Source organism: Aliiroseovarius sp. YM-037 (assembly GCF_048060095.1).
Taxonomy (GTDB): domain Bacteria; phylum Pseudomonadota; class Alphaproteobacteria; order Rhodobacterales; family Rhodobacteraceae; genus JBLUOA01.
In genome coordinates this window covers 1,145,344-1,170,532 of sequence record NZ_JBLUOA010000001.1, presented here as the reverse complement: position 1 = coordinate 1,170,532, position 25,189 = coordinate 1,145,344, and the positions used below count along the sequence as shown (strand labels likewise).

General features: G+C 54.4%; 24 protein-coding genes and 1 tRNA gene. 13 read left to right on the top strand and 12 right to left on the bottom strand.

Annotated features, from left to right (window positions below; genetic code table 11):
• Positions 1 to 6 precede the first annotated feature (6 nt).
• From ACEWPJ_RS05740 to ACEWPJ_RS05730, 3 genes are all read left to right on the top strand, one after another.
• The gene (locus tag ACEWPJ_RS05740) at positions 7 to 1,506 is read left to right on the top strand and encodes a phosphomannomutase/phosphoglucomutase (protein ID WP_416511592.1); all 1,500 of its coding nucleotides are present in this window, start codon (positions 7 to 9) and stop codon (positions 1,504 to 1,506) included.
• Between the two features lie 62 nt (positions 1,507 to 1,568).
• Positions 1,569 to 2,888, top strand: a complete 1,320-nt coding sequence (locus ACEWPJ_RS05735; RefSeq protein WP_416511591.1) for a mechanosensitive ion channel domain-containing protein — start codon at positions 1,569 to 1,571, stop codon at positions 2,886 to 2,888.
• A gap of 64 nt (positions 2,889 to 2,952) precedes the next feature.
• Positions 2,953 to 3,027, top strand: a tRNA-Gln gene (locus tag ACEWPJ_RS05730).
• Positions 3,028 to 3,199: 172 nt separating this feature from the next.
• Here the strand turns inward: ACEWPJ_RS05730 and ACEWPJ_RS05725 are convergent.
• From ACEWPJ_RS05725 to ACEWPJ_RS05700, 6 genes are all read right to left on the bottom strand, one after another.
• Positions 3,200 to 4,840 (bottom strand): recombinase family protein, encoded by a 1,641-nt coding sequence (locus tag ACEWPJ_RS05725; RefSeq protein ID WP_416511589.1) that lies wholly within the window; start codon positions 4,838 to 4,840, stop codon positions 3,200 to 3,202.
• Positions 4,837 to 5,238, bottom strand: coding sequence for a DUF2924 domain-containing protein (locus tag ACEWPJ_RS05720; RefSeq protein WP_416511587.1), 402 nt, complete (start codon positions 5,236 to 5,238; stop codon positions 4,837 to 4,839). Before ACEWPJ_RS05720 ends, ACEWPJ_RS05725 begins: the two co-directional genes overlap by 4 nt.
• Complete coding sequence (locus ACEWPJ_RS05715; protein ID WP_416511586.1) at positions 5,228 to 5,515, bottom strand: DUF3489 domain-containing protein; 288 nt, start codon at positions 5,513 to 5,515, stop codon at positions 5,228 to 5,230. Before ACEWPJ_RS05715 ends, ACEWPJ_RS05720 begins: the two co-directional genes overlap by 11 nt.
• A gap of 266 nt (positions 5,516 to 5,781) precedes the next feature.
• Positions 5,782 to 6,291, bottom strand: a complete 510-nt coding sequence (locus ACEWPJ_RS05710; RefSeq protein WP_416511584.1) for a DUF4411 family protein — start codon at positions 6,289 to 6,291, stop codon at positions 5,782 to 5,784.
• A gap of 5 nt (positions 6,292 to 6,296) precedes the next feature.
• Entirely contained in the window at positions 6,297 to 7,499 is a 1,203-nt protein-coding gene (locus ACEWPJ_RS05705; protein WP_416511582.1) for an ImmA/IrrE family metallo-endopeptidase, read from the bottom strand.
• 143 nt (positions 7,500 to 7,642) lie between these two features.
• The gene (locus ACEWPJ_RS05700; RefSeq protein ID WP_416511580.1) at positions 7,643 to 8,275 is read right to left on the bottom strand and encodes a tyrosine-type recombinase/integrase; all 633 of its coding nucleotides are present in this window, start codon (positions 8,273 to 8,275) and stop codon (positions 7,643 to 7,645) included.
• A gap of 226 nt (positions 8,276 to 8,501) precedes the next feature.
• On the opposite strand from ACEWPJ_RS05700, the gene ACEWPJ_RS05695 reads away from it, so the two are divergent.
• On the top strand, positions 8,502 to 10,190 hold the full coding sequence (locus ACEWPJ_RS05695; RefSeq protein WP_416511578.1) for an adenylate/guanylate cyclase domain-containing protein: 1,689 nt from the start codon (positions 8,502 to 8,504) through the stop codon (positions 10,188 to 10,190).
• 216 nt (positions 10,191 to 10,406) lie between these two features.
• Here ACEWPJ_RS05695 and ACEWPJ_RS05690 read toward each other — a convergent pair whose 3' ends face one another.
• A complete protein-coding gene (locus ACEWPJ_RS05690; protein ID WP_416513007.1) occupies positions 10,407 to 10,979 on the bottom strand; it encodes a tyrosine-type recombinase/integrase in 573 nt (190 codons plus the stop codon).
• A 942-nt stretch (positions 10,980 to 11,921) separates the two neighbouring features.
• Here ACEWPJ_RS05690 and ACEWPJ_RS05685 point away from each other — a divergent pair.
• Positions 11,922 to 12,905 (top strand): response regulator, encoded by a 984-nt coding sequence (locus tag ACEWPJ_RS05685; RefSeq protein ID WP_416511576.1) that lies wholly within the window; start codon positions 11,922 to 11,924, stop codon positions 12,903 to 12,905.
• Positions 12,906 to 12,917: 12 nt separating this feature from the next.
• Positions 12,918 to 13,298, top strand: a complete 381-nt coding sequence (locus ACEWPJ_RS05680; RefSeq protein ID WP_416511574.1) for a hypothetical protein — start codon at positions 12,918 to 12,920, stop codon at positions 13,296 to 13,298.
• On the opposite strand, the gene ACEWPJ_RS05675 is transcribed toward ACEWPJ_RS05680, so the two are convergent.
• Positions 13,295 to 13,657, bottom strand: a complete 363-nt coding sequence (locus tag ACEWPJ_RS05675) for a response regulator (protein WP_416511573.1) — start codon at positions 13,655 to 13,657, stop codon at positions 13,295 to 13,297. The genes ACEWPJ_RS05680 and ACEWPJ_RS05675 overlap by 4 nt on opposite strands.
• A 378-nt stretch (positions 13,658 to 14,035) precedes the next feature.
• On the opposite strand from ACEWPJ_RS05675, the gene ACEWPJ_RS05670 reads away from it, so the two are divergent.
• The 7 genes from ACEWPJ_RS05670 (at position 14,036) to ACEWPJ_RS05640 (ending at position 21,763) form a co-directional block, all read left to right on the top strand.
• Positions 14,036 to 14,947 (top strand): response regulator, encoded by a 912-nt coding sequence (locus tag ACEWPJ_RS05670; RefSeq protein ID WP_416511571.1) that lies wholly within the window; start codon positions 14,036 to 14,038, stop codon positions 14,945 to 14,947.
• A gap of 300 nt (positions 14,948 to 15,247) precedes the next feature.
• Entirely contained in the window at positions 15,248 to 16,543 is a 1,296-nt protein-coding gene (locus ACEWPJ_RS05665) for a sensor histidine kinase (RefSeq protein WP_416511570.1), read from the top strand.
• Positions 16,544 to 16,903: 360 nt separating this feature from the next.
• Positions 16,904 to 18,220 (top strand): tyrosine-type recombinase/integrase, encoded by a 1,317-nt coding sequence (locus tag ACEWPJ_RS05660; RefSeq protein ID WP_416511568.1) that lies wholly within the window; start codon positions 16,904 to 16,906, stop codon positions 18,218 to 18,220.
• Between the two features lie 223 nt (positions 18,221 to 18,443).
• Entirely contained in the window at positions 18,444 to 18,839 is a 396-nt protein-coding gene (locus ACEWPJ_RS05655) for a hypothetical protein (RefSeq protein WP_416511566.1), read from the top strand.
• 37 nt (positions 18,840 to 18,876) lie between these two features.
• Positions 18,877 to 19,539: a thermonuclease family protein gene (locus ACEWPJ_RS05650; RefSeq protein WP_416511565.1), complete on the top strand. Its 663-nt coding sequence runs from the start codon at positions 18,877 to 18,879 to the stop codon at positions 19,537 to 19,539.
• A 126-nt stretch (positions 19,540 to 19,665) separates the two neighbouring features.
• Entirely contained in the window at positions 19,666 to 21,105 is a 1,440-nt protein-coding gene (locus tag ACEWPJ_RS05645) for a tyrosine-type recombinase/integrase (protein WP_416511564.1), read from the top strand.
• 301 nt (positions 21,106 to 21,406) lie between these two features.
• Entirely contained in the window at positions 21,407 to 21,763 is a 357-nt protein-coding gene (locus ACEWPJ_RS05640; RefSeq protein ID WP_416511562.1) for a hypothetical protein, read from the top strand.
• A 242-nt stretch (positions 21,764 to 22,005) separates the two neighbouring features.
• Here ACEWPJ_RS05640 and ACEWPJ_RS05635 read toward each other — a convergent pair whose 3' ends face one another.
• From ACEWPJ_RS05635 to ACEWPJ_RS05620, 4 genes are all read right to left on the bottom strand, one after another.
• Positions 22,006 to 22,488 carry a VOC family protein gene (locus tag ACEWPJ_RS05635; RefSeq protein WP_416511561.1) on the bottom strand — a complete coding sequence of 161 codons (483 nt, stop codon included), beginning with the start codon at positions 22,486 to 22,488 and terminating at the stop codon, positions 22,006 to 22,008.
• Positions 22,489 to 22,553: 65 nt separating this feature from the next.
• Positions 22,554 to 23,204 (bottom strand): DUF4386 domain-containing protein, encoded by a 651-nt coding sequence (locus ACEWPJ_RS05630; RefSeq protein WP_416511560.1) that lies wholly within the window; start codon positions 23,202 to 23,204, stop codon positions 22,554 to 22,556.
• Positions 23,205 to 23,281: 77 nt separating this feature from the next.
• Entirely contained in the window at positions 23,282 to 24,133 is an 852-nt protein-coding gene (locus ACEWPJ_RS05625; RefSeq protein ID WP_416511558.1) for an alpha/beta fold hydrolase, read from the bottom strand.
• Positions 24,130 to 25,008: an EamA family transporter gene (locus ACEWPJ_RS05620; RefSeq protein WP_416511556.1), complete on the bottom strand. Its 879-nt coding sequence runs from the start codon at positions 25,006 to 25,008 to the stop codon at positions 24,130 to 24,132. The genes ACEWPJ_RS05625 and ACEWPJ_RS05620 overlap by 4 nt, the downstream gene beginning before the upstream one ends.
• Positions 25,009 to 25,189: the final 181 nt, after the last annotated feature.

The window sequence follows — 25,189 nt, the reverse complement described above, 5'->3', positions numbered from 1 at the left end:
ATTTCAATGACCAAAACACCCGCACCGACCGTGGCGCAGAACACCTGGGAATTCCTGCGCGACCCGATGATCACGCCGACCGGCTTTCGCGAATACGACGCGCGCTGGAAATACCCGGATGAGATTAACCTGCCCGGTGTCACCGCACTTGGCCTTGGGCTTGGGACGCAAATGCACGCACGCGGGATCGACCCAGTGATCGCAGTCGGGAACGACTACCGGGATTACTCATTGTCGATCAAGAACGCGCTGATGCTCGGGCTGATGCAGGCCGGGATTCATGTGAAAGACGTCGGCCCCGCCCTGTCGCCCATGGCCTATTTCAGCCAGTTCCATCTGGACGTTCCCGCCGTGGCAATGGTGACGGCCAGCCACAATCCGAACGGATGGACCGGGGTCAAAATGGGCTTTGATCGCCCGCTGACCCACGGCCCCGACGAAATGGATGAGCTGAAGGGCATCGTGCTGGAAGGCCGCGGGCAGCCCCGCGATGGCGGCAAATATGAGTTCGTTGATGGCGTGATGGAAGCGTATCTCGACGACCTCGTCGGTGATTTCCGGATGAGCCGAAAACTGAAAATCGTTTGCGCCACGGGCAACGGCACGGCAAGCGCCTTTGCCCCCGCCCTGTTTGAACGGATCGGGGTCGAAGTTGTTCCTTCTCATAACGGCCTCGACTACACGTTCCCGCACTACAACCCGAACCCCGAAGCGATGGAGATGCTCCATGATATGGCCGCATCGGTGAAAGCGTCCGGTGCCGACCTCGCGCTGGGGTTTGACGGCGACGGGGATCGGTGTGGCGTCGTCGACGATGAGGGCGAAGAAATCTTTGCCGACAAGGTGGGCGTCATCATGGCGCGTGACCTTAGCAAGCTTTACCCCGGATCGACCTTTGTGGCGGACGTGAAATCAACTGGGCTGTTCGCGTCGGACCCCGAGCTGCAAAAACTGGGTGCGAAGGCCGACTACTGGAAAACCGGCCACAGCCACATGAAGCGGCGGGTCAAGGAAATCGGCGCGCTCGCCGGATTTGAGAAATCGGGGCACTACTTCCTCGCTGAACCGGTCGGGCGTGGCTACGATTGCGGGATGCGCGTTGCGGTTGAGATTTGCAAATTGCTCGACCGGAACCCTGATAAGTCCATGTCGGACCTTCGCCGCGCCCTGCCCCACACCTATTCCTCCCCAACGATGTCGCCCTACTGCGCCGATACCGAAAAATACGACGTCCTCGCCCGGTTGGTCGAAAAGCTCGTGGCGCTACACGAAGGTGGCGGAACGCTGGGCGGGCGTAAGATCGAACAGGTCGTGACCGTCAACGGCGCGCGCGTGATCCTCGATAATGGCGGTTGGGGGCTGGTGCGGGCTTCGTCCAACACACCCAACCTTGTCGTGGTTTGCGAAAGCCCTGAAAGCGATGCGGAACTGCGCGCGATCTTCAACGATGTCGATGCGGTGATCCGCACCGAACCGTCTGTCGGAGAGTATGACCAGACGCTTTAACTGGACCGGCGATATCAACAGAGGCTAAGCTTGGCGGATATTGATACTTTTTCGGTATTTTCATGCGCTTTGTTCTTCCGCTTCTGCTTGCCATCGCCATCACGACGCCCGCCCCGGCGCAGGAGACAAGCTCGGATCAGCCAAGCGGTGCAATCGCCGTTGACGACAGCGCACAGCAGGATGCGGCGATTGCCGTCCGTATCCGCGACATCCTCGGGGAACTCGGCGGTTATGACGACGTGACCGTCACCGTGACGTCAGGCATCGTCACGTTGAAAGGCCAAACACTCGACAGCGCCGCCCTTGAGCAGTTGGGCGACATCGTGACCCGCGTCGAAGGCGTCGTTGCGATCCGTAACGAAGTCACCGAAACCACCGATGTCGTCGAACGCCTGAACCCCGCGATGGAACGGTTTCGCAAACGGGCAGAATCTGCCGTTGCATTTCTGCCCCTGCTGCTGGTTGCGGTCGCCGCCTTCATCCTGATCGTGCTTCTGGGATTCGCCATCGCCCGGATGCGCCAACCGTGGAGCAGGCTCGCCCCCAACGCGTTTATCGCGGACATTTACCGTCAGGTTCTGCGGATCGCGTTTGCCATCGCAGGTCTGGTCGTCGCGCTTGATATACTGGGCGCGACCGCCCTTCTGTCGACGATCCTTGGGGCTGCGGGGATCATCGGCCTCGCCATCGGATTTGCCGTGCGCGACACCGTCGAAAATTTCATCGCGTCGATCATGCTGTCCGTTCGCCAGCCCTTCCGGCCGAACGATGTTGTTGAGATTGAGGGCGACTGCGGAAATGTCATCCGCCTGACCTCTCGCGCGACGATCCTGTTGTCCTTTGATGGCAACCACATCCGCATTCCAAACGCGACAGTCTTCAAGTCGCGGATCATCAACTACACCCGTAATGCGGAGCGTCGGTTCGTCTTTGACCTTGGGATTGATCCGAACGCGAACCTCGCTCTGGCCCGCGATACCGCCGTCGAAACGCTGAAGGGCCTCGACTATGTCCTTGCAGAGCCTGCTGCGAACGCATGGATCGAAGATGTCGGCGACTCCACCGTCACGCTGCGCTGCGCCGGGTGGATCGATCAGGATTCAACCAGCCTCGCCGTCGCGCGGGGCGAGGCGATCCGCATCACGATGGCCGCCCTTACCGCTGCGGATATCGCAATGCCCGAACCGACATTCCGGGTGCGACAGGAAAGCGATCAGCCGACAGAACCGAAATCTGCCCCGGCTGAAAAAGCACCGCTCCCGTCCGATCCGGAACCGCCTGCTGACACAAGCCCGGAAACCGCGCTTGATCGCCTTATCGAAGAAGAACGAAACCAACCCGAAAACCCCGATCTGCTGCGCACCGACGCACTGGAGGAGTAAGCGCATTTTTCCGTTTTCAGGGCTTGAACCCGAAACCCGTCCGGAGTAATTAGCGCTCCACGGTTGGGGTGTAGCCAAGTGGTAAGGCAACGGTTTTTGGTATCGTGTACCGTAGGTTCGAATCCTACCACCCCAGCCAGACACTCTCTTAAATTCAGGCGATAGCAAGTGTGTGTTACTTAGTGGCGCATGTTCAGAGGCTTGCGCTCTGAGTGCAATCGCGCAGACCGGAACATGTCTGCAAACTAGGGCCCATTTACCCAAAAGTCTGGGGGCGGCATTTTCGCGATACGAGTTTGGGGGAGTCGGGGTCAGAGCGCTCCGATCAGTTGGCGCTGTTCAGACCAGTCCGATGGAATCTCGTGGCGCAGGCACCAGTCGGATGTGAAGCCGAGCGGTTGCTTGCCTTCAAGTGCATTGCGAACGATGTCGGGGGCGAGGAAGGCCAATTCGATCATCTGCTGGATGCGGCGCTTCGATGAGGCGTCGGTCGCCGCGATGTCTGAAAACGTTTCGCCCGCCCTGATCCGTTCGAACCAAACGTGGGCCTTCGCGATGTTGCGAATGAGGGTTTCGTCGATGCCGGTTGGCGCATCGGCGAGGATGATCTTCGTCTCGACCCCGCGCTTGCGGAGCTGGAACGGAACATCGCAGCTGAGCGCATCCTCGGCGATCTCGTCACTGCTGACTCCAGTAAGATCACTCAGGCTTTCAACGCCAATCCGAATGCTCATCTTGCCCGATGCGATTTCGATACAATCCACCAAGTCCAGCAGCTGTGATGCGACATCTCTATTGAGCAAAGCCGTGATCTTGTCGGCTACGTTCGAAATTTGCTCCGCTTGGCCATTGACCAAGAGTTTCGCTGCAAAACCAGACGCCGCGATCATCGCTTTCACACAGACCGCAACCCTTTGCTCCAACTCTTCAGCAGGCAGCCGCCATCCCCCTACATGCGCTTCACCGCTCTTCGCGATCAATCGGTGTGAGACGTAGTAACGTAAGCGGACACCCTTGCGGGTCTTGGTATGCGATGGGGTCAACCGATCCCCAGCCTCATCAAACAGCTTGCCGCAAAGGTGCGATCGCTGCTTCGCGGTCGTGCGGGCCCTGCCCTTCGCGGCGCCATTCTGAAGCTGAAGCTGAACGTTATCCCAACGCTCGGGATTGACTATCGCAGGGTGCTGCCCATCAAAGATCTTGTCCCTATGCCTTATCCGCCCCGCGTAGATTGGGTTGGACAGGATATGATGGATGTGGCCGCGATCGAACAGTTTGCCGCCAGCGATCGTGCCATCTGACGCCGTGCGCAGCCGACTTCGAAGCCCGAGCGCATCAGCATGCACCTTTACCTCCCGAACGGTGCCGTGGCGCTCATAGAGATCGTATAGCGTTCGGATTGTCGGTGCGTCTTGCACATTGATCACAAGCGTGCGCCCATCTGCATCGTATCCCAGTGGCACCAGCCCGCCCATCCACAGCCCCTTGCGCTTGGACGCTGCGATCTTGTCGCGGATGCGCTCTGCGGTCACCTCGCGCTCGAACTGCGCGAAGCTGAGCAACATGTTTAGAGTTAGCCGCCCCATACTCGTTGCGGTGTTGAAGCTTTGAGTGACCGACACAAAAGACGCTTCTGCTGCATCCACGATATCCACGATCTTCGAGAAGTCCGCGAGGGACCGCGTCAGCCGGTCGATCTTGTAGACCATGATCTGATCGACCGACCCGGCGGCGATGTCCTCCATCAATTTCTGAAGCGCTGGCCGCTCAAGCGATCCACCCGATAGCCCACCATCATCATAGCGCTCCGGCAGCAGCACCCAGCCTTCATGTTTCTGGCTAGCGACATAGGCTGCACAGGCCTCTCGCTGTGCATCAAGCGAGTTGAACTCCTGCTCTAAACCCTCCTCTGACGACTTGCGGGTGTAGATGGCGCAGCGCATCTTCTTCATGCCACCCCATCTTTCAGTCCGAAGAACCGAGGTCCTGACCAAGTGGCCCCCGTGATGTGCTTTGCGATCGCCGACAACGAAGACCATTCACGTCCATCCATCATGAACCCGTCAGCAGTCACCTTGACTTGGTAGCTGCGCCCGTTCCATTCGCGAACCAGATGTGCGCCGGGGCTCAGCTTGGCTGGCGTCGCCGAGCGAACGTCTTCTCCGCCTGCAATTTGGCTCAACGTCCTACGTGTAACCGCTGACAATCCGCCTTTCACTTTGCATTGGCGTTCATACCCGATTGCCTTTCGCATAAATCGTACAGACAGATAAGAAGGTGGCGGCGATCCGAAGACCGCCTCCCATTCTCTCAAGAGTTCAGGGCGCGCTGGGTGCGGCTTAGGCAGCATGGGCTGCCTCCACAGTCGGCATATCAATCAGCGGTTTCGGTGCCGATACAACGCGGTACTTAGACATCCCACCCTTCGCTGGCTTCTGCGCTGCGATCTCAAAACCGGCCTTGCGCAACCCGCTCAGCGCCGCCCGCGTCGTGTGTTGTTGCCAGCCAAGCTTCTCGCTCAGCGCTTTGATATCTAAGCCCGCCTTGCTGCCCAGCAACTTAATAAGCTGGTCCTTCTTGGTGATTCGCACTGCCGAATTTGTTTTTTTGTTAGCTTGCTTGGTCATATCCGTTTCCTCAGATGATCAGCGGAAACATCCGCTGCTACTGAGCAGTTCCCGGAGGGTCCGGGCAGCGGCGCCGAATGGGGTGCGGCGCATGGACAGTACCGCTCCGAATGACACAGTAGTCCAGTACAATTTATGCGCACGCGCCAGCAAGCTGTCTCGGCGCTTCGATCGACAAGAATGGGCGGGAAGCAGCCATTCGCTGCTGGCGCGAAATCCGATTTCCCGCCATTCGAAAGCGGACTTCTGAAAGTTAATGTTTTGCCCTAAATTTGGTCTCGCCAGTCAGTCCGGAAACCCATCTCACGGCCGAACGTGAAAGCGTTACACGGCCGAATGCCAAACTGGGCGCACACGTCTGGCACTTTTCGGTTCTTTCTCTGTGCTCGCGGCTTAGAACGTTCGGTTGTTACGATAACCCGATTTTCAGGGTCGGCGAGAGCATAGGCTATCAGGAATGGATCGCGGCCGATTTCTTCGATCTCGATGTCCGTCAGATCGACTGCATAGCCCTCTTCAGTCACACGCCTGACGAGGGCTATATCGACTTCCTCTGCGAATCTCAGCGCCGTCTCGGTTTCTTCTTGTTTTGCCCAGGCGGCGAGGGCGTCTGACCCCGCCCTGAGTTCCTCATAAATCTCCACCGGTATCTTAATGCGGCCCTGTTCTCCAAAATGGACTAACCACTCCCAGTATTCGTCAACCTGGCCAATGCCATAGTAGTCTCGATTGGCATCGATCAACGTGTTCGCATCGAGGAGGTAAAGGGCTGCCACTCGATTTATGCCGACAATCTCGGGCCACCGGCCTGCAATACGCTCTGAACATTTTTGGCGCTTACGCCCAGAACTTTTCCGGCCTTGGTCGTTGTCAGCGCACCTGCTCCGAGCATCCGATCAACCAGTTGAACAAGTGCCGGGCCGGCCCGATGGCGGCGAATAACCGGATACGTTGGACCAGATTCGGCTTCCCGAGCGAGTTCGCGATTCCGTCCACGCTGGCCGAGAAAGTTCTGTCGGAAGGTTCCTGCTATGCCTTGGTAAAACGCAAAGTTGAAGGCACCGCTCCTGTGCAGCTTGTACGCGACCATGGTGCCGCTGACTTTGCGGACCTGTGCAAACGCGCCAATCACTTGCACGGCATCTGCGATGCCATTGGCCTCACTGATATCCAATTGCTGGAGTTCCAAGCTTGGGAGAAGAAATTCTCCGGCGACATCATTACAGAATTTCTCGATATCACGTTCACCATCGCGTCCGCTTACGCCCGTGAGACCCAGCCACAGATGGGCCAGTTCATGAATCATGGTGAAGGATTGCGCACCTTTGGAATCATTTGCGTTTACAGCGACGAACGGCGCGACATCATCTGCCAAGGCAAACCCGCGAAAAACATCGACCGATATTTCGGTATGGTGGCTGCCGAGGTTGTCCACAAAGAGGACGAATATCCCCGCCGCTTCAATCTGGGCTCGCAGGTAGGCGACAGCATCACCAATTGTCCGGCAGCGTCTATAAGCGCCGAGGTCGAACTCGATCATTTCAGCGATCCGGCGCGCCAAAGCGCTCGGCTGCTCGGTTGAGCGTGCAGATCCGATGAAAGGCAGCGTCTCAGCTTCATCCTCTTCTTCAAGTGTCGCGCGCACCAAGGATTGTCTGGCGCGGATGTCACGGACGACGGCATCCACCAGAGCGTTGTCGGTCATTGCAAAAGCTGCCGGTAGCGTCCTGAAATCCTGCCCCCTGTCGCCTTGACGAGGTGGTGCGGAGAGATAAAAAGACAGCAAAGAACGCCGGTACTGCTTAGACATCTTGACAAGCATCGGACGCGTCGGAGCCACCTCACCCGCTTCCATCTGCTCCAGTCGGTCGACAGGTTCGACACCTCGTGCCGCGTTTATCCCAAGCTTCTGGACTGCCTCTTCGAGAGACAGCCCGGCAGTTTCACGTGCCCATCTGAGGATATCCGGATTAACGTTCGGCATGATCCAGTTCTACCAATCTTTCGCGCAAGTCACAGGACAAACTTTTGGGCCGTCCCTACTGCGGCAATACGATCTACCACGTGAAAATGCTGCGATCGATCCGATGATGGCAGAGGGCCGCCCTTGAAGGCGACCCGAAGTTGCTAGATTTCAATCGCCTCGGCTATCGCAAGCGCATCCTCCAGCTCGACGCCCAGGTATCTAACCGTGCTGTCCATCTTGGTGTGGCCCAGAAGAAGCTGAACAGCGCGAAGGTTTCCCGTTTTCTTATAAATCTGCGTAACCTTGGTGCGCCTCATTGAGTGCGTTCCGTATGCGCTGGCTTCTAGGCCAATTGATGTGACCCAGTCTCGGACAATGCGAGCGTACTGGCGCGTTGAGATGTGCGGGCGCTCATGAAAGCGGCCTGGCCAAAGGTACTCGGATCCGATCATCAGTTCGTCTTCCATCCACTTCTCAATGGAAGCGCGGGTGCCTTCTGATATCTCAAATCGCACGGGTTTCTGCGTTTTGCTTTGCAGGACGGAGGCGCGCTCCTTGATCTGACCTGATGCCATGACATCGACGACTTTCGTTTTCACGAGGTCACAGCCGCGCAACTTACTGTCGATGGCCATATTAAATAACGCAAGGTCACGATGGTTCTCGGCGAGCTCAAGTCGCACCCGGATCGCCCAGACATGCTTTGGTTTCAATGGTCGCTTCTGTCCGACGATGCGCCCTTTGTTCCACGCTGGGCGTAGGGCGCGAATGGCAGGTAAGTTTGGTGTTTCCATGACTGATCCTCCAATCCGCCATGCCCTCCCAAAGCGACAACCCGACGTTGACCGGAGCACTCTATCACAACATGCTGCGTAGCCTCCGAGATCAGCAAAGAGCCCACTATGCCAAATACTGCACTCTGTACGAACACCCGCATTCATGGTCAGTTGCTTTAGGTTACATGCTATGCACGCATTGGACTCGGATCGGACGTGTGACGGCAATTTTGGAAGGTTTCAGGTGAGTTCTTCAGAGCGAAAAACCGTCATTTTGGCGGCGGACATCGTTGGATATTCGCGGATGATGGATGAGGATCACAGTGTTGCGTTGGACGCCCTGAGAAACGTCCGCGACGATATCGTCGAGCCATGCATCACAGCGGGCCGCGGCGTGGTTGTGAAACGTCTTGGGGATGGGTGGCTGGCCGCGTTCGATGGATGCTCGGACGCGTGCGCATCGGCACTCAAGATACAAAATCTATTAGCCGATAAAGGTGCCCCAGCACTCCGCATAGGTATTCACCAAGGACCGGCTAGCTTTGTGGATGAAGATGTCTTTGGGACGGGCGTCAATATTGCGTCGCGGCTCGAGGCGCTCGCAAAACCGCGCGGCGTCGCCATTTCAGATGCTGTGTTCGCAAATCTATCCAAAGTTCTACAAGTATCGTTTGAGAATGCGGGAGCGCGGGTGCTTAAGAACATTGCAGAGCCGGTGAAGGTCTGGGCGTTTGGCGGCATTCCCCCGACCGAGCTGACATCTGAACCAATTTCTATCCAACTCGAGGATTTCGTCGAAAAGGCATCACTCGACACCCTTGCCCCGGAGATCGCGGAAGCAACCGCAATCGAGCTCGAGAAGTACCGCTGGCTGCATGTCCTTCGACCGGAAAACGAGGGCGGACCTTCGAAGTATGTCTTGAACGGTACACTGCGTCGGTCCGGGGATCGGATACGCCTCACAGTCCATCTTTCCGTTCGACATGATAGGCGGCGGCTTTGGAGTGAACGGTTTGATAGGGTCGTCATCAATGAGTTCGAACTAGCAGATGAGCTTAGTTTGGCGCTTGCTCTGCGGATCAGCGCAGAGATCGACGCGCACGAAAAAATGCAGATCCAGATGCGTCCGCCAGAACAGTTGAACGCGGCCGAGCTCAGTGCGCGCGCCAATGATCTGATGTCATCGGGCCAGTCTGACGCATTTGAGGAAGCGGACGCCATGCTCACGCGAGCGGTTGCGCTCGAACCAAGGAACACGTCGGCCCATATACAGAAGTCTTTTGTGGGCTACCGTAAGGCCATGAGCGGTGCTTGGCCGGTACACGCAACGCTCGCGGCGGCATTGCAACTTGCCACGGAAGTCGTTCGGATGGACCCCAAAATGCCAGGTGGCTATGTCATGTTGGCCAGTGTGAACGGCATGATGGGCAAAACCGAAGCCGCGCTTGAAGCGGCGGCACAAGTTGAACGCTTGAATCCAAATGCCTGGGGCGCACCGCATGGAAGATCCATTGCGCACACATTTGCGGCGCCAGGTTGGGCTCGGACGCACGATCCTGAAGCTTTGCACGCGGTCTCGAACGCGGAACGGACGTTGGAGCTGGCACAATCGTCGAAGTTTCGATCTGGACACCTTTTCTTCCTGGGTATTGGTCAACTGCTGCATGATACATCAGATGTCCAACCTGGCATTTCCACTTTGGAAAGGTCAGCGGGTGCTGCTGGTGCGAATTGGTGGCCAAGCCTGTTTCTCGCTTTAGCAGAACTGCGGCGAGGCAAGAGGCAGGTTGCGCAACAGCACATCGCAGCTGCACACACTTTGTTTCCAGCACTTTCAATGTCCGCCATCGCCGACATTTTCGATAGAAGCCGAGTGTGGCCAGTCTGGCAGATGGAACTGGAGCAATTGCCCGACCTCGGCTTGTCGACCTAGCCGATTGTTTCGCCCGTTGAGCGTAGGTCCAGATCGTTAAACAAGCAGCCGTTGGCGCAACTGCAGCGAAAGACCGCCTTGTCCGCAGACTGTGAGTTCACCTAACGCTGGGTTTTGCTTCCGCAGCGAATGGCAGCAATGCGGGCTGCGACCGCAGCATTGCGATACCTTCGTGGACGACGGCTTTGGGCCGCCCAGATCGAGCGACCCTGAAGCTTAGATTTCGATTGCTTCCGCTATCGCCAACGCATCCTCTAACTCTACGCCTAAGTATTGGACCGTACTGTCCATCTTCTTATGGCCCAATAGCAACTGGACAGCCCTCAGGTTGCCAGTTTTCTTATAAATTTGCGTCACTTTTGTGCGGCGCATGGAATGAGTGCCGTATGCTGTTGCATCGAGCCCGATGGATGTGACCCAGTCTCTGACAATGCGGGCGTATTGTCGCGTCGAGATATGAAGGCGTTCATGGAACCGGCCCGGCCACAAAGATTCAGATCCGATCATAAGTGGTTCTTCTAGCCAGCGTTCAAGCGAAGCACGAGTCCCTTCCATAATCTCGAAACGAACCGGCTTTTTTGTCTTGCTCTGCAGGACTGAGGCACGCTCTTTGATTTGGCCAGACGCCATGACATCGACGACCTTCATTCTAACGAGATCGCAGCCACGCAGCTTGCTGTCGATGGCCAGATTGAAGAGTGCGAGATCGCGATGGCTATTGGCAATTTCTAATCGAACGCGGATCGCCCAGACATGTTTGGGTTTGAGGGGACGCTTCTGACCAACGATGCGTCCCTTGTTCCATGCAGGGCGAAGTGCGAATGGCGGGTAGGTTTGGTGTTTCCATGACTGATCCTCCGATCCTCCTTGCCCGCCCAAACGACAACCCAACGTTGTCGACGGAGCATAGCACTAGAAATTCGAATAGTAGAAAACTGTCCGACCCGGGTAGTCGGAGCGAAGAATTCTATTTCGACTTTCGCCATCCCTCAACCAGCGGGTTTTATCACGATCAAAGCAAGCTTTGTGACTGACGGTCTCCCGTCAAAAGAGCATATCGCTGTTGATCAGCCTGACAGGTCAATTGTCACTCTCGATGAACTGGGATCGTTCCGCGAGATGTGTTCGGTTGCGCTCTTCAACAATATTCGTGATTGGTTTCAGTAGAACTGAGAGCAATGCAACCCATAGCGTGCCAACTACGCTGATAAATACGTAGATTACGAAGACAGTGAATAGTGATGATCCCAGGAACCACGCCACCAATGCTGCGACGAAACCAATAAAAGTTCCAAAAAACAAATAGCCTAGAAACATTGGAACGCTAGTGCCCTGACTGCAGCTGTATTCGAAACCTTCTATACACGCTATAGTAGTATTGCAACTATAGGGAGTGCGCTGTAGTTGCAATCAACACCCCACCCGGTAATCGAAAACGACGGGTGATTAGCAAATCGAAAGACTGACACAGATAAAGCGGCGCTCTAACAGATGGAAGCAATCAGTGTAGAGCTCAGTTCCGGCGTAGGCTTCGTTCCGAATCCAATCATCGCTTTCCACGCCTATGCGTTACGACCGAGTCATTTCAATCAGTAAAAAGCCAACCACCGCCAAATTGCCGCCCTATTTCTGACTACAACCACAGGTAGTGTGAATCGGAAGTCATCTGCTTCATACGACAAGCAATAATGCCAAGCCGAAAGATTGCCCGGCAAATAATGGAGAACGGACTTGAAGATACTTGCCGTTGACGACGACCAGTTCGTATTGGTGCTACTTGGTGCATGCTTAAGAGCTGGAGGTTATAGCGAATATAAACTCGTTGATTCCGGTTCTGCCGCCCTGACGGAGATCACAAGCGCAACTACGCCATACGAATGCATACTGTTAGATATTCAGATGCCCGAGATGGACGGAATAGAATTGTGCAGCGCTATCAGGTCACTACCAGACTACGGATCGTGTCCGATTATCATGATCACAGCGATGACTGAACGATCCTATATTGACGAAGCTTTTTCTGCCGGTGCAACTGATTATGTCAGCAAGCCGTTTGATCCGCTTGAGCTGGGCACCAGGATACGGCTAGCAGAAACGCTGGTCAGCGAACAACGAATTGCCTTAGACAAATCATCTGAGCTTCATTCCCTCAAGTCAAAACTCGACGAGGCATTTCGATTCTCAATTGATGATCCGATTGTGATCAATGAAGTCCCGGGGGTAATCGATAAACTGGTTATGGAAAACTATCTTCTGCAGTTGTCTCGTAGCAGGGTTTATAATTCAACGGGCATAGGGTTTGCGATCGCCGATTTTGAGGATTTCTGGATCGGCACAACGCTTGGCAATATTTACTACACGCTGATCGACGTCGCGGACGCAATAACTCTGAATCTAAAGAAAACCGGCTATCTTTTGGCATATTGCGGTCGCGGCCGCTTTGTTTGTGTTACGGAGCGCGGTGCAGTGATGGATATTGAGGAGCTAGAACAAAGTATACAAGACACGATCGACGATTTTGATGTTATGAGCGATAACCGAGTTAGAATTGTCGTTGGCGAACCCAGAACGACTTCTCTTTGGGGATCGCTCAACCCGCTCCAATTAATGGATGATGCGATCGCAGCGATAGACCCAAAATGCCGCAATGGTCAGTCCGCACCGGCGGATTCGAGGTCGAGCAAAAAGTTTGATCGGATTGTTGGCTTCGGGTAGAGATCATTGACGATGAGGACAATAAACCTCGGAGAATTCGATGACGCTATTGGAGTTATTCGGGGCCGATATCTGGCAAACCTTGCCTATCTGACTGACGTCTTCCTCAAGGAAATTGACCAAGTCAAGAAGGAACAGGATATCGCTAGTGCAATAGCCGCTATCCGTCAGCACTCTCACAAAATATGCGGCGTTGCACCAACACTTGGTCTGCTGCGACTTGGTGAGTTTGGAATGCAAGTTGAATTGTTGGCGACGGAACTACAAAATGGGATCATTGAAGCTGAGCCTCTTAGCGAATTGTTTATCGCAATCGAGGAGATGCTTGATCATATGCAGGAGTTGCGCAGGCAGTATGATCTCCAGGCGCCATTTCGACATAAAGGTGGCTAATCAGAATGAGTTTGTCTCAATGCATTCTTTAACAGCGTCGCCAATTCAACCGGATTAAACGGTTTTGTTATCACATCGAGAGCCCCTATCTGCATGAGTGAATCTGAAAAATCGTCTTGAGCCTTCGCAGTCATGAATATCGCTGGGACGTCTTCCAAGCCAGGCAATTGACTTAATTTCTCCCACGTTTCTTGCCCGCTCATCCCTGGCATCATGACATCGAGCAGAAAAAGGTCAGGCTGACAGTTCAAAGCCTCGGTAAGCGCTTCAATGCCTGAGCGACATGATACCACCTTCAACCCACCTACAGTTTCCAAGGCCAATCCAACGATCGCTCGGATGTCATCATCATCATCCACGTGTAGTACGGTTTCAAGCCTCTGCATCTGACTAACCTCTCAGCCAGCGGCGTAAGTTCAAAGAAGACTTGCGTGTTATGACAACGCCCAGTTTCGGTCGTGCAGTGATCGCAACTCTAACCGGTGACGTACCAGCATTTACTGCGGTGAGTGCTTCCCCTCTCCTATTATGCTCGGCCTTATGGGTCGACATGGTCATTGGTGAGAATTCTGACTTACTGGTAGGGTTGTCTCGAGTCGGCATTTCAATTTTCTCCAAACTATAACCTTGCCGTGTAGAAGATGCGTTGTATTCTGCCTTAACGAGAAGCGCAAAAGTAGATTTTCCTGCGCTTGTGCAGTGAACTTCTCTTGGGGCATGTGAAGGGGTTTAGAAGTTTGAAAATTTTGTCGGTCGACGACGATCAAGACATCATCTCACTTCTCGCTATCGCACTTCGAAGCCAGGGTTTCGATGATTTGGCATTCGCGGTTTCTGCGCGAGCCGCGATCGCCGAAATACAAACCGCCCAGACTCCATTCGATTGCTTTCTCTTGGATATTCAGATGCCGGAAATCGACGGAGTCGAGCTGTGTCAGCAGATACGCGAATTGCCAGGTTACGAAGAAACGCCAATTATCATGCTGACAGCAAAGACCGATGGAGACAGTACCGATAGCTCGTTCGCATCTGGCGCGACCGATTATATTACAAAGCCGATTGAGGTGAGTGAACTCAGCGAACGTATACTTAAAGCCGAAAGATTGAGCAGGAAGCTCGATGGATCAAGTGCAGAAACCGAAAACGGCCCGCCGTCGAATACTACTGGGGTCGACCTCCTGGCACCACTGCGTCTCTTAAATGTTCGCGGCCTTGTGAGCGAGCTGTCTTTACATAATTATCTGAGCCAACTGGCCCGAATTGACGATTATGAAGTGAGCGCGGTTTGCGTCAGGCTTGAGAACGCTTGCGAAGTTTCTCAACAGCTTCCAATCGGCGAATTCTACAATCTGCTTGCAGCAGTTGCTGATGGAATTATCAACAATATTGGAAACGATGCTCCCATACTCAGTTACCTGGCCGTGGGGAATTTCATATTGATGATGCGAGATCGGGAAGAAGTCGACACCACCAAGATAGTTAAAACGGTAGATTCAATATTGAGAGACTATTTACCCACCAACACACAACATGCTGTTTGCGTTGTTGGTGATCCAGTTGGATATCAACAACATTCTGAAGACACCTGCGGCGTCATTCGAGCTGCGATTCAGTCGGCCGCCACAAAGAATTCCCAGCCCATTGATTGAACCGATATATGCGTAAAGTAACTTCGGTCAGATGAATGGCATTCTTCTGCCATGCTAGTATCTCAATCGCTCGTGAATATGAACGCAATAGGAGAGCACCAATTGGCGCAACGAGACAGCTTAGCTAGTCCACGTCTTGGACATGATGCCAACAACGGCAAGCAGGCCGGAGTAAGCGCTCAGCCGAGCCGGGGCGTCCTCGGCCGACTAATGAAGCGTGTTTCGTTAGCGTGCTTCCAATTTCTCTTGAGGAGCCCTGACAGTAAGAACCACTTCCACCCGATCAGAGCGGAGCGTCGGTTGAAAGACTTTGTAGAGGGCGGGATGACGCTGTTTTGGCAGAGACAGGCAATGTTCGCAGGGGTCGCTCTGCTAACGGCCTATTACTTCGACTTGTTGCTCGCGGTGTTTTGCTATCTTCTTTGCTTGGTGGCTGAGGCGATCGATCTTTATCTTTCAAAGCAAGTTGTAAGATGGCCCGGCGGCAGTATTCGCGAAACCAAAAAATATCTTGCACTAATAACGTTGAGCCAGATTCTGAGCGCACTATCGATCGCTTTGTTTGCAATAGTGATCTCTTGGTTTGAGGGCCCCGCACTCCACTTCACTCCCCTGTTTCTGTTATTTGCCGCAGCGCTTTTTGCAGCCGTAAACAATCACCAGCTTCCACAACTCATTCTTATCAAGCTTCTGATTTATGGTGCTTCATTTATCTTTATTCCGTTGAGAGACTTGATCGTGGTTAGACCGGCATTCGATTCCTATCTTTGGCTTCAATTTATAACGGTCGTTTTCGTTCTTTACTTCGTCATCGATTGCTCCCGGATCTTTATGAAACTTTACAGAAAAAACCTTCTGCAGTTTGAGAACCTGAAGCTTGAGCGTGATCGTGCGATGCGAGCGTCCGAAGCAAAATCACAGTTTCTATCAACCGTCAGCCATGAACTCAGAACGCCGCTGACCTCGATTAAGGGTTCCATCGATCTTATTCACGGCGGAGCTGCTGGGAAAGTCACGCCCGAACTCGCTCCGCTCGTCGAGTTGGCACGACGAAATTCTGATCGGTTGCTGCTGCTGATAAGCGAACTTCTAGACCTTCAGAAAATGGAGGCTGGCGAGGTCAGCCTGAATTTTGCCGCGGTGAATGTAAGCCAACTGGTTCGGGAATCCATCAATGCGATATCGCATCACGCCCGCACGTCTCAAATTGAGGTGAGTCTCGAAATAAATGATGGCGAATTGGTTATTTGGGGGGACTATTCGCGCTTACTTCAGGTCATGGCGAATTTACTTTCAAATGCGATCAAGTTCTCCGCCGAAGGAGATAATGTCAAAGTGGTTGTAGAGAAGAGAGGAAATTCGGCATCTGTCGTCGTTGTTGATCAGGGGATTGGGATCCCCAACGATGCAGGAGAAATCCTATTCAAACCGTTTTCTCAGATTGACTCATCAGATACTCGGAAAGTTGGTGGAACTGGATTGGGCTTACACATTACCAAACGCATTCTCGATAAGCACAACGCAACCATCGACTTCAAGAGCGATGTCGGCAAAGGGACGGCCTTTACCCTAGGGTTTGAGCTGCTGTCTGACTAATTAACGAACAGACTCGGCGCTATATCTTCATGTTGCATGCAAACGGTTTTGTGCGTTGAGAACCACCGACCCATAGTCTCCAATAGTCTGGGCAGGGTGTCCATTGGCGTGGCCATCCAAAATTGTCGAGCCACCAACTGCTACTCTCTGTTCAAATAAATCAGTTGGAGAATGGAAATGGACTCTCAGAAACTTGGCCCAAGCATTCTAGACATCGCAAAATGGAGAACAGAGGATTGCCGGTTTTCACTTATCTCTCAGATAGAAGCACTGGAGCCCCGACGGACACCCTACTGGCATAGTTTATTAAAGTGCCGACATATCGGACTGCACAAGCCTGACGAAGACAGTTGTAGCTGGTTGGCTCGATATCTCACCAAGGAAAAGAAGTATCGTCAAAAGTGGATTGGCCATGCTTTGATATCTGGGCAGGTAAAGGTCAGATACGCCGACGCTGTTGATCGAACCCTCGAATGGTTTGACACTGGTTCGGTCAAAGCGCTAGCGCACGATGCCCGGCCCGTTGGACGGACGCAAACGGTAAATTTCTGTCCGACTGGCAACATCTACACGGTCGGACATGCGCTGAAGGACTATACCGAGTGGACACGCATCGCACGCTCGGCCGGTGGTCACTACAACAACCTGACCTTGATCAATTATCACCTAGTTCCCTATTTCAGTCATATTCCGCTGGAGAAATTCAACGCGCGGCATCTTCGAGAACTGGCGCTCAATGTCTTGGAGTCGCAGCCGAGACACGGTTTCGATCCATATCTGCCCAAGGTCGCGATGGACGATTTGGAGCCGGATCAGATTCGGCGTAGAAAGCGAACATTCAACTCACTGGTAACAATTCTAAGAATGGCATTCCGGCACGCTTGGAACAATGATCAGATCCAATCGGAACGACCCTGGCGCTGTTTGAATCGTGTTCCCGTTAATCATTCGCCGCGCACCATTTTTCTAAATCGCGAAGAATGCCGAAGACTGCTCGATCGCTGCACCTCCGCGCTTCGATTACTTGTTTTAGGTGCCCTCTACACAGGGTGCCGCGTCGGTGAACTTGGCGCTCTTCGTGTGGAAGATGTGGGCAAACAGGGATTTGGTGTGAGAATTGGCGCGTTCAAACGCAGTCCAGCCCGGTTCGTATTTCTACCTGATGAGGGAATGGCATTTTTTCTCGGTTGCTGCGACGGAAAGTCAGGACATGATCGTGTGTTCCGGTCGGACATGGGCAAGATCTGGAGGCGTCAGCACTGCAGTCTTTTCAAACGGGCGGTCGCCGAGGCTAGGTTGCCAAGTAAGTTCGTGTTTCATGGCCTTCGACATACCTATGCAAGTGACCTAGTGAGATCAGGAGTGCCCCTTGATGTTGTCGCAAAGCAACTCGGCCATGCGAACTCGATCACGGTAAGCAACACCTACGGCCACTTAGCGGAACATTACCGCGAACGACAAATTCGGACTCGGTTTTCGCCACTAAGCGATGAACAGCAGCAGGAGGTGAAGAATCGCGAGGAACAATTGAGCCAACTTTGGCAATCGGTCCAAACCGAAGATTGGCGCGACTACGCGCAACTCAAACGAGGAAATTCGCTTCCGATGAAGCATTTTGCGCAAACGAGTTCTGAAGTGTTGGACCTATTCGCCAGAGTCGATCGACCACCAGAATAAAGCGCTAAGATTCACCGCTCGATCGCCCTACCTGGAGGTATGTTTACCAGTTTTTAAGAATTCGAGTGTAGACCCGATATACGACGTAACCCGATCTTACCGGTCAGACTTGATCCCTCAGAGAGACGAGGCATCAATTTCGAACCCTGGAACGATCGGGGTCGATGCTTCACTAAAGGGAACACAGACTTCGATGGGAATGCGCGCAAATGAAAAGTGCAAGATGGAACTGGTCGAAGATCAGAATTTCCATTTGGGCACAATTTCATGGGACCCTCAATTTACCGTTCGCCGAGAACGATTGCACAAACGCGGCATCCGGCTGCAGATCGATTGGGGTAGACAACCCGTCGAACATCATAAGAGCATCCTAGTAGACTTCCTAGGTGCGACAGGTCAGGTCGACGACCGGATGACACTTGGAAACTTGGCGTCTCATGAAGACACAAACGAAGATGTCGTTCGGAAATTTGACACGGCCAGGCTTCTTTTCGCGGCGGTGCTAAAAGACTTGAACATCTCACCATATGATTATCGACTCATCCCTCGTTATGGAAAATACGACATGCAGATTGAAGTCGGTGAAACGCGGGTTTTTCCAACTGCGAAAGAGGAGTAGATTCCGCAACGCAAGGCGGAACTTTATTGGAGCTACAATGACGATTGAACAATTGGCGGCAGGGTTTGCCCTGACTTTGCTATGCAATTTGACACCCGTATCTGCGTTTGCCTCTAATGCCGACGCCGTGGACGGCGATACCATCGTGATTGGTGATGTCACATATCGCCTTAACGGGATTGACGCACCGGAATATGGTCAAACCTGCGGTGTAGGTGTTTCGGAATGGGGCTGCGGTCAGGAAGCAACCGCCGCAATGGCCGATCTCGTCTCAAGACAGAGTGTCCGATGCGTTGCGCATTCAGAGGACAGCTATGGTCGCGTAATTGCGACTTGCTACGCAGGCAATATCGATATTGGGCAGGAAATGGTAGGTCGTGGGCTTGCTTGGGCGTTTGTTCGCTATTCGGATATCTATGTCACTGCCGAGAGGGAGGCAAAGCGTAGAGGCTTGGGAATATGGAGTGGTCCTGCCATACCGCCGTGGGAATTTCGGGCGGAACGATGGGCTGCGGCCGAGGATGAATCGCCGGATGGATGCCCGATAAAGGGCAACATTTCACGCAATGGCCGCATCTACCACCCGCCTTGGTCGCCATGGTATTCGAGAACGCGGATCAATACCGATCGCGGCGAGCGTTGGTTCTGCGACGAAGCTGAGGCACGTGCCGCAGGTTGGCGAGCGCCTCGTTGGCGATAGTATGTCACTTGCGGAGCGGCGGCTGAAGGGCAATTTTATTGGCTAGGAACCCAGCCATCTTAGTGTTGGCGGCCCGCCTCGATGGCTCGATGGGTGCTTGAGATTCGGGCCAATAAGGACGCAGCAATGAACGCAAATTGGCGACCCGACTTAAGTGATCAAGATGTCGTATTGAGTTTATCCGCTCGAAAGTCGCCTTATTTCAACATATTGAGTTATTGTCGTCACGTTGGCCTTGAAGTAAAGCGCGACCGAGTGGGATATTGGGTCGCTCGCGTTCGCCGACGTGACGGAGGTTATAGTCAGCGGCGATTGTGCCAAGCATTCCGGGCTCGTAGACTGACTGCCGATTTCCATGAAGCGGTTAAGCTGGCGGAGATCTGGTTTTCAACGCGAGAAGTCGTTGCGGTCGCGGCTGAGCCCTATCAAGTCGGATCAAAGCGTGATCTCAGCATTTGTCCAATTTGTCGAGAATACACAGTCGGTCACGCACTAAAAGAGTACCTGGAATGGAAAGTTCTTGCGGCCAGTCGGTCCCACTTTGAAACGCTCGTAAGCCTGATAAACTACCATCTTGTTCCCCGCGTCTCCCATATTCCTATCGCTGAATTCGACGGCAATGCATTTCATAAACTGGCAGTGGATGTACTAGAAACACCACCCAAGCGGTCAAAGAATGTTGCAACCAGTCGATTGAACATTCGATCAATGTCTCAAGATCAACTGCGCAAACGAAAGAAGACGTTCAATGCTCTCGTCAGCATACTGCGTGGTGCATTTGAGTTAGCGTGGGAACGGCGGCACCTGGAAAACGATCACCCGATGCGATGCTTGAGGAGGCTGCCGAATGTGGATCGACCTCGGATCATTTTTCTGGATAGAGCCGAGTGTCACCTGCTTCTGGAAAAGTGCAATATTGATCTCCGTCAGTTAGTGACGGCCGCTCTCTACACGGGCTGTCGCGCAAATGAGCTCATCGCAATGTCTGCGAAAGATTTTTCCGAACACACCAGATCGCTATTTGTGGCGAGTCCTAAAGGCCGCAAAACTCGTCATGTACTCTTACCGTCGGAAGCCATCGAATTTTTCCGAGGATTGACGAAAGACAAGACCGGATCTGATCGAATGTTCCGTAAGAGTAATGGTCGCATTTGGGGAGGCGAATACAGATCATATTTCCAGCACGCTCGAACACTGGCCGGTTTGCCAAGAAACTTGACGTTTCATGGACTCAGGCACACTTACGCGAGTCAGCTATTGCAGGATGGAGCGTCATTGATGACCGTTGCAGATCAACTAGGACACGCGAATACTCAAACGGTAAGCTCGACCTACGGTCATTTGACCTCTTTCAGGAAAGCCGATGAGATCGAAAGATGTTTCTCGACGTTGCTGCAGACAACAGAGCGTCCCATTTCGACCTCAAAAAATACTGTAATTGACGATCCCGCATCACAATCATTGCCGGTCTTCCGGCATAGGTCCGATAGTTCATGGCCCCGCTCGAACCACTCGAGTTACTCCGGACCGTTGTTGGGTGCTTTGCGGCCCGAAACGCTGGATTGACTACGATTGCATCGTGGGATTTCGCGTGGATCTACGAGCAGCCGGATTTTTTTGTGGAAAAGACCCACTCGACCCCTTTGAACGGTTATTCGAAATATTCATACGACACTGGTTACCTGCCGTCTTGGAGCAACGCATCTAACTGTTTAGGATATTCGCCGGAGGCGCGACTATCGCTGGCCGGGGCGGAACGCGGTCTAGCAGATGCAAACGCTGCCTTGCGCGCGTTGAAGCAACGGCCTGATGTGAGTTCGGGACCAGTCCTTCTTACAGGTTTCTCACGCGGGACGTGGTTGCCCTCATGCAGGCTGGGGAGGATCCGGAAAAGGCTGCGGGCGTAATCAACTTCGTTGGAGGATGGGTGGCGGAGGGCTTTGGGGACCTCGAAATCAATCCGACACTCTTTCGGCGCATAGGGACTTTCGATGGACCGGTCTTATCCGTTTATGGCGAGAACGACGTATTCTACAGCATTGAGCATTCCCAAATGAACCTTGCGGCCTTGGAAGAGATGGGCGCTCAGAGTGAGGTCCATATCGTGATTGTTCCGGGCCACAATAAAGGCCACTGGTTGATGTTCCAGCCGTTTCATTGGGAAGAAAATCGTAAGCGACTAGATCCTGCGTACCGAAAGCCGACGTTGAAGCAAGTGCAGTGAATGACAACTTCGTCCCGCGATCTGTGAGTTCGAGTGATACAACATTTCCGCAGTGCGGCGAAAGCCCGGTTTGGTGAAGCTGCACCGCAGCGCTTGACTACATCGGCAATGTCCGGAATGGGCCGTCCTCGCCAGTTAGATGGAGACGCGAACCCGTTGATGCTGCGCCGCCTCTAAGGTCCGCTGCGAGCCCATACCCCCGACTTGCTGCTGCGCGGCCAACGTCCGCTTTGCAGAGTGGTTCAACGGGTAGTAAGTTCTGGTGATGGGCTTGAACACTCGCTCCACTGCGGATTCTTGGCGACAAGTTCGACGGTGTTGCCGTCGGGATCGAAGGTAAAGACACCGCGCCACCCGACCCAATCGAACGTTTCTATGGTGTAGTCCCGACCGAGTTTTTCGTACCATGCAACGACGGCATCTTGTTCCTCCCAGGGCAGGCTGAGCGCGATGTGATGCAGTGAAGACCCCGAACCCGTCACCGGCGGCACATCACCTGCCTCGGTGTGGCCAGCGCCTTCGATGTCGTGACGAAATAGCGCCAACACGGCGGTGTGGCCGCCAAACCCTTCGGCAATTCGGAAGAAAACGACGCGGCCGTTGTCCGGATCACCAAGCGGTTCGAGCCCGATCACGTCACGGTAGAACGCGACCATCGCGTCAAGGTGAATGCAGCGGATGGCGATTTCGCCAAGGGCGCGGATGGTGAAACCTCGTTCTGTCATCAAGCTTCTCCTGATCATTCATTAAACAACACAGTCGGATCCAGTGAAACCGTGAGCCGATTGGCTCAACCACGGTTTCGTGCGATTTTCCTTGCAGACAAGAGCCACAAACAAAACGCAGTTTCAGCAATCATGGTCAGCCCATAGGCCGGAGCAAACATTGCCGAAAGCTCTGGCGCGAAAAACCGCAAGGCGCTGCCGATCAGATAGACCATGCCAGCCAACGCGACGCCTACGCCAAAGGCTTTGTGAATAAAGCCCGCGCGCCAGATCAGGGCACCTGTCATCAGGCTGTTGATGCCAAAGAACACCAGCCCGAGATCGTAGCCATGACCATGCAGGTTGAGAAACAGCAGGCTCATGGCGTCGACCTGATCAGAGGCCAGCGCGGCGGTTTCCTGACTGCCAGTCAACAAAAGCACCGCGGCTTGCAGGTTCATCAAATTGGCGCCGATGATCACCGACTGAACCAGCCGGAAGACCATCGCCGCCAGTGCAAGCGCGGGAGCAACGGGGCGGAACAGCACGAAGAGCAGGACGGCAAGTCCGGCATCGGCCAGCGCCATGATCAGATCAAAGGCAATGGAAAGCCGGAAGCGCCCCAGCGACGCAAGAATTGCCTCTGCGGTGTCGCTGGCGTCCATCAGGTCAATCACTGGACCGCGCAGCATGATTTCGGCGCTGATCCCGCACACAATGATGATGAGGTAAAGCAACCCGGCACTGCGCGCGGTGGAAATTTCAGTTTGGGTTAGCCGTATATGCATGGGTCCATTCCTTTCGATGGGGGCTGTCAGTCTTTCAGAAAGGCCGAAACGGTTTGTGTGAAAAGTGGAGCGAGCGGTGCCGAAAGATGATCCGCATCAGGGATCATGACAAACGAGAAGTCGGGAATTGCGTCACCTAAGCGGGCAACATTTTTGCGCTCTTCATCTGTTTCCCCCGCGATGCCCAGTACCGGAACGTCGATTGCGGAAAGCGTTGCGGATGAAAGCCCGATTACCTCGTGCATCGCGCCAGCGGTCGCGGCCAGCGGCGCGGCGTCCTGATCCGGAGAGATGCCATGCGCGCTCAACATTGCGATTCCGGTTCGCATGTCCTCTTCGCTTGTAGCGTTTCCGTCCGGGGCCATGGCGACCATGAAGTCGCCAAACGTCGCGACACCGCCAAGGGCATCGGCGATGAATCCGTAAGTCTGCGCCTCGGCTTCACCCGACCAGCCAGAGCCGGCAACGACCAGTGACAACACGCGGTCCGGATATGTCGTGGCGAGTTTCAACGCGGTTTCGGCCCCCATCGAGTAGCCGACGATGTGCGCGGTTTCGACGCCGCGATCGTCCATGATCCGGATCACGTCATCTACCATTTGCGTGCCATAGGCATCGGCCTCGGTGGGCTTGCAGCTCTCTCCGTGGCCACGGGCATCAAAACTGATCACGCGAAACCCGTCGAGCGGCATGAGTCCGTTGCTCGCCCAAAGAACCGACGATCCGGCGAACGCGTGCAACATCACGACAGCGGACCCAGTGCCTTGGTCGGTGTAGTGAAGCGGCACGCCGTCGGAGACAAAGGTGCCTTCGTCTGCCTGTGCAGCAAAGGGCAGAGCAAAAAGCGCCGCAGATGTTAGGGTAATCATGCGTTTCATAGGGTGACCTTTCTGTTTGTGAAACGTTGGGGAAGATTGGCGATCTGGCCGAGCCAGACCGAGGCGAGCAGGATTGCTGCGCCGATGGATTGCTGGAGCGTCAGGGACTGGTCGAGCCAGAGCCATCCCAGCAGAACTGCAGTGAGCGGGCTCATCAGGCCAAGCATTGATACGGCACCGGGTTCAATTCGGGCGACGCCGCGAAACCAGAGCCAATACGTCACCGCCGCACCGATCAGGCCGAGCCAGACAAGCCCCGCCAGATTGGTTGGTGTGAGTGGCGGCAGGGTCGGTTCGAAAACGAGTGCCACAGGCAAGAGCAGCAAGCCCCCCGCCGTCAGCTGCCAAGCAGTGAACGTTAGGGCGGGCACAGGTGGTTGCCATTTGCGGGACAAAACCGTGCCCAAGGCCATCGACGCGGCCCCGCCCAATCCGGCGGCTATCCCGACAGGATCAAGGGTTGCTTGCGGATTGAGAACAAGTAGCGCGACCCCCCCGATGCCCGCAAATGCGGCAAACACCGAAGCCGGACGAATGCCCGTGCCGAGCAAAGGACGCGACAGGCCAAGCACCATTAACGTTTGCGTCGCGCCCAGTGTGGCCGCTACGCCGCCCGGAAGACGATAGGCGGCAATGAATAGCAGCGACCAGAAGATCGCGAAATTGAACGCACCAAGTAGGAATACCCGCCCGATCCAGACCTGCGACGGCAGGTTTCGGGTGACCACCAATAGGAGAAGCCCGGCAGGCAATGCCCTGAGCACCGCGAGTGTCAGCGGAACATCGGCAGGCAGTGACTGCGTCGTGACAAGGTAGGTACTGCCCCAGACTGCCGGGGCGAGCGCGGTGAGAATGGTATCCTTCATGCGGGACATAGCGGGGCTCCTTTTTGGGCCGATGGCAGCGCGGACGGCTACCAAAGGCGGGGGATCGTGACGGACCGGTCGGGCCATGGTTCAAGACCGATATCGCGCATCAAGCGCGGTGAAAGATCGCGTGGAACGCCGCGCCGGTGACGGCGCGCTTCAGAGCGGGGTGAAGGTTTGCGAAACATCG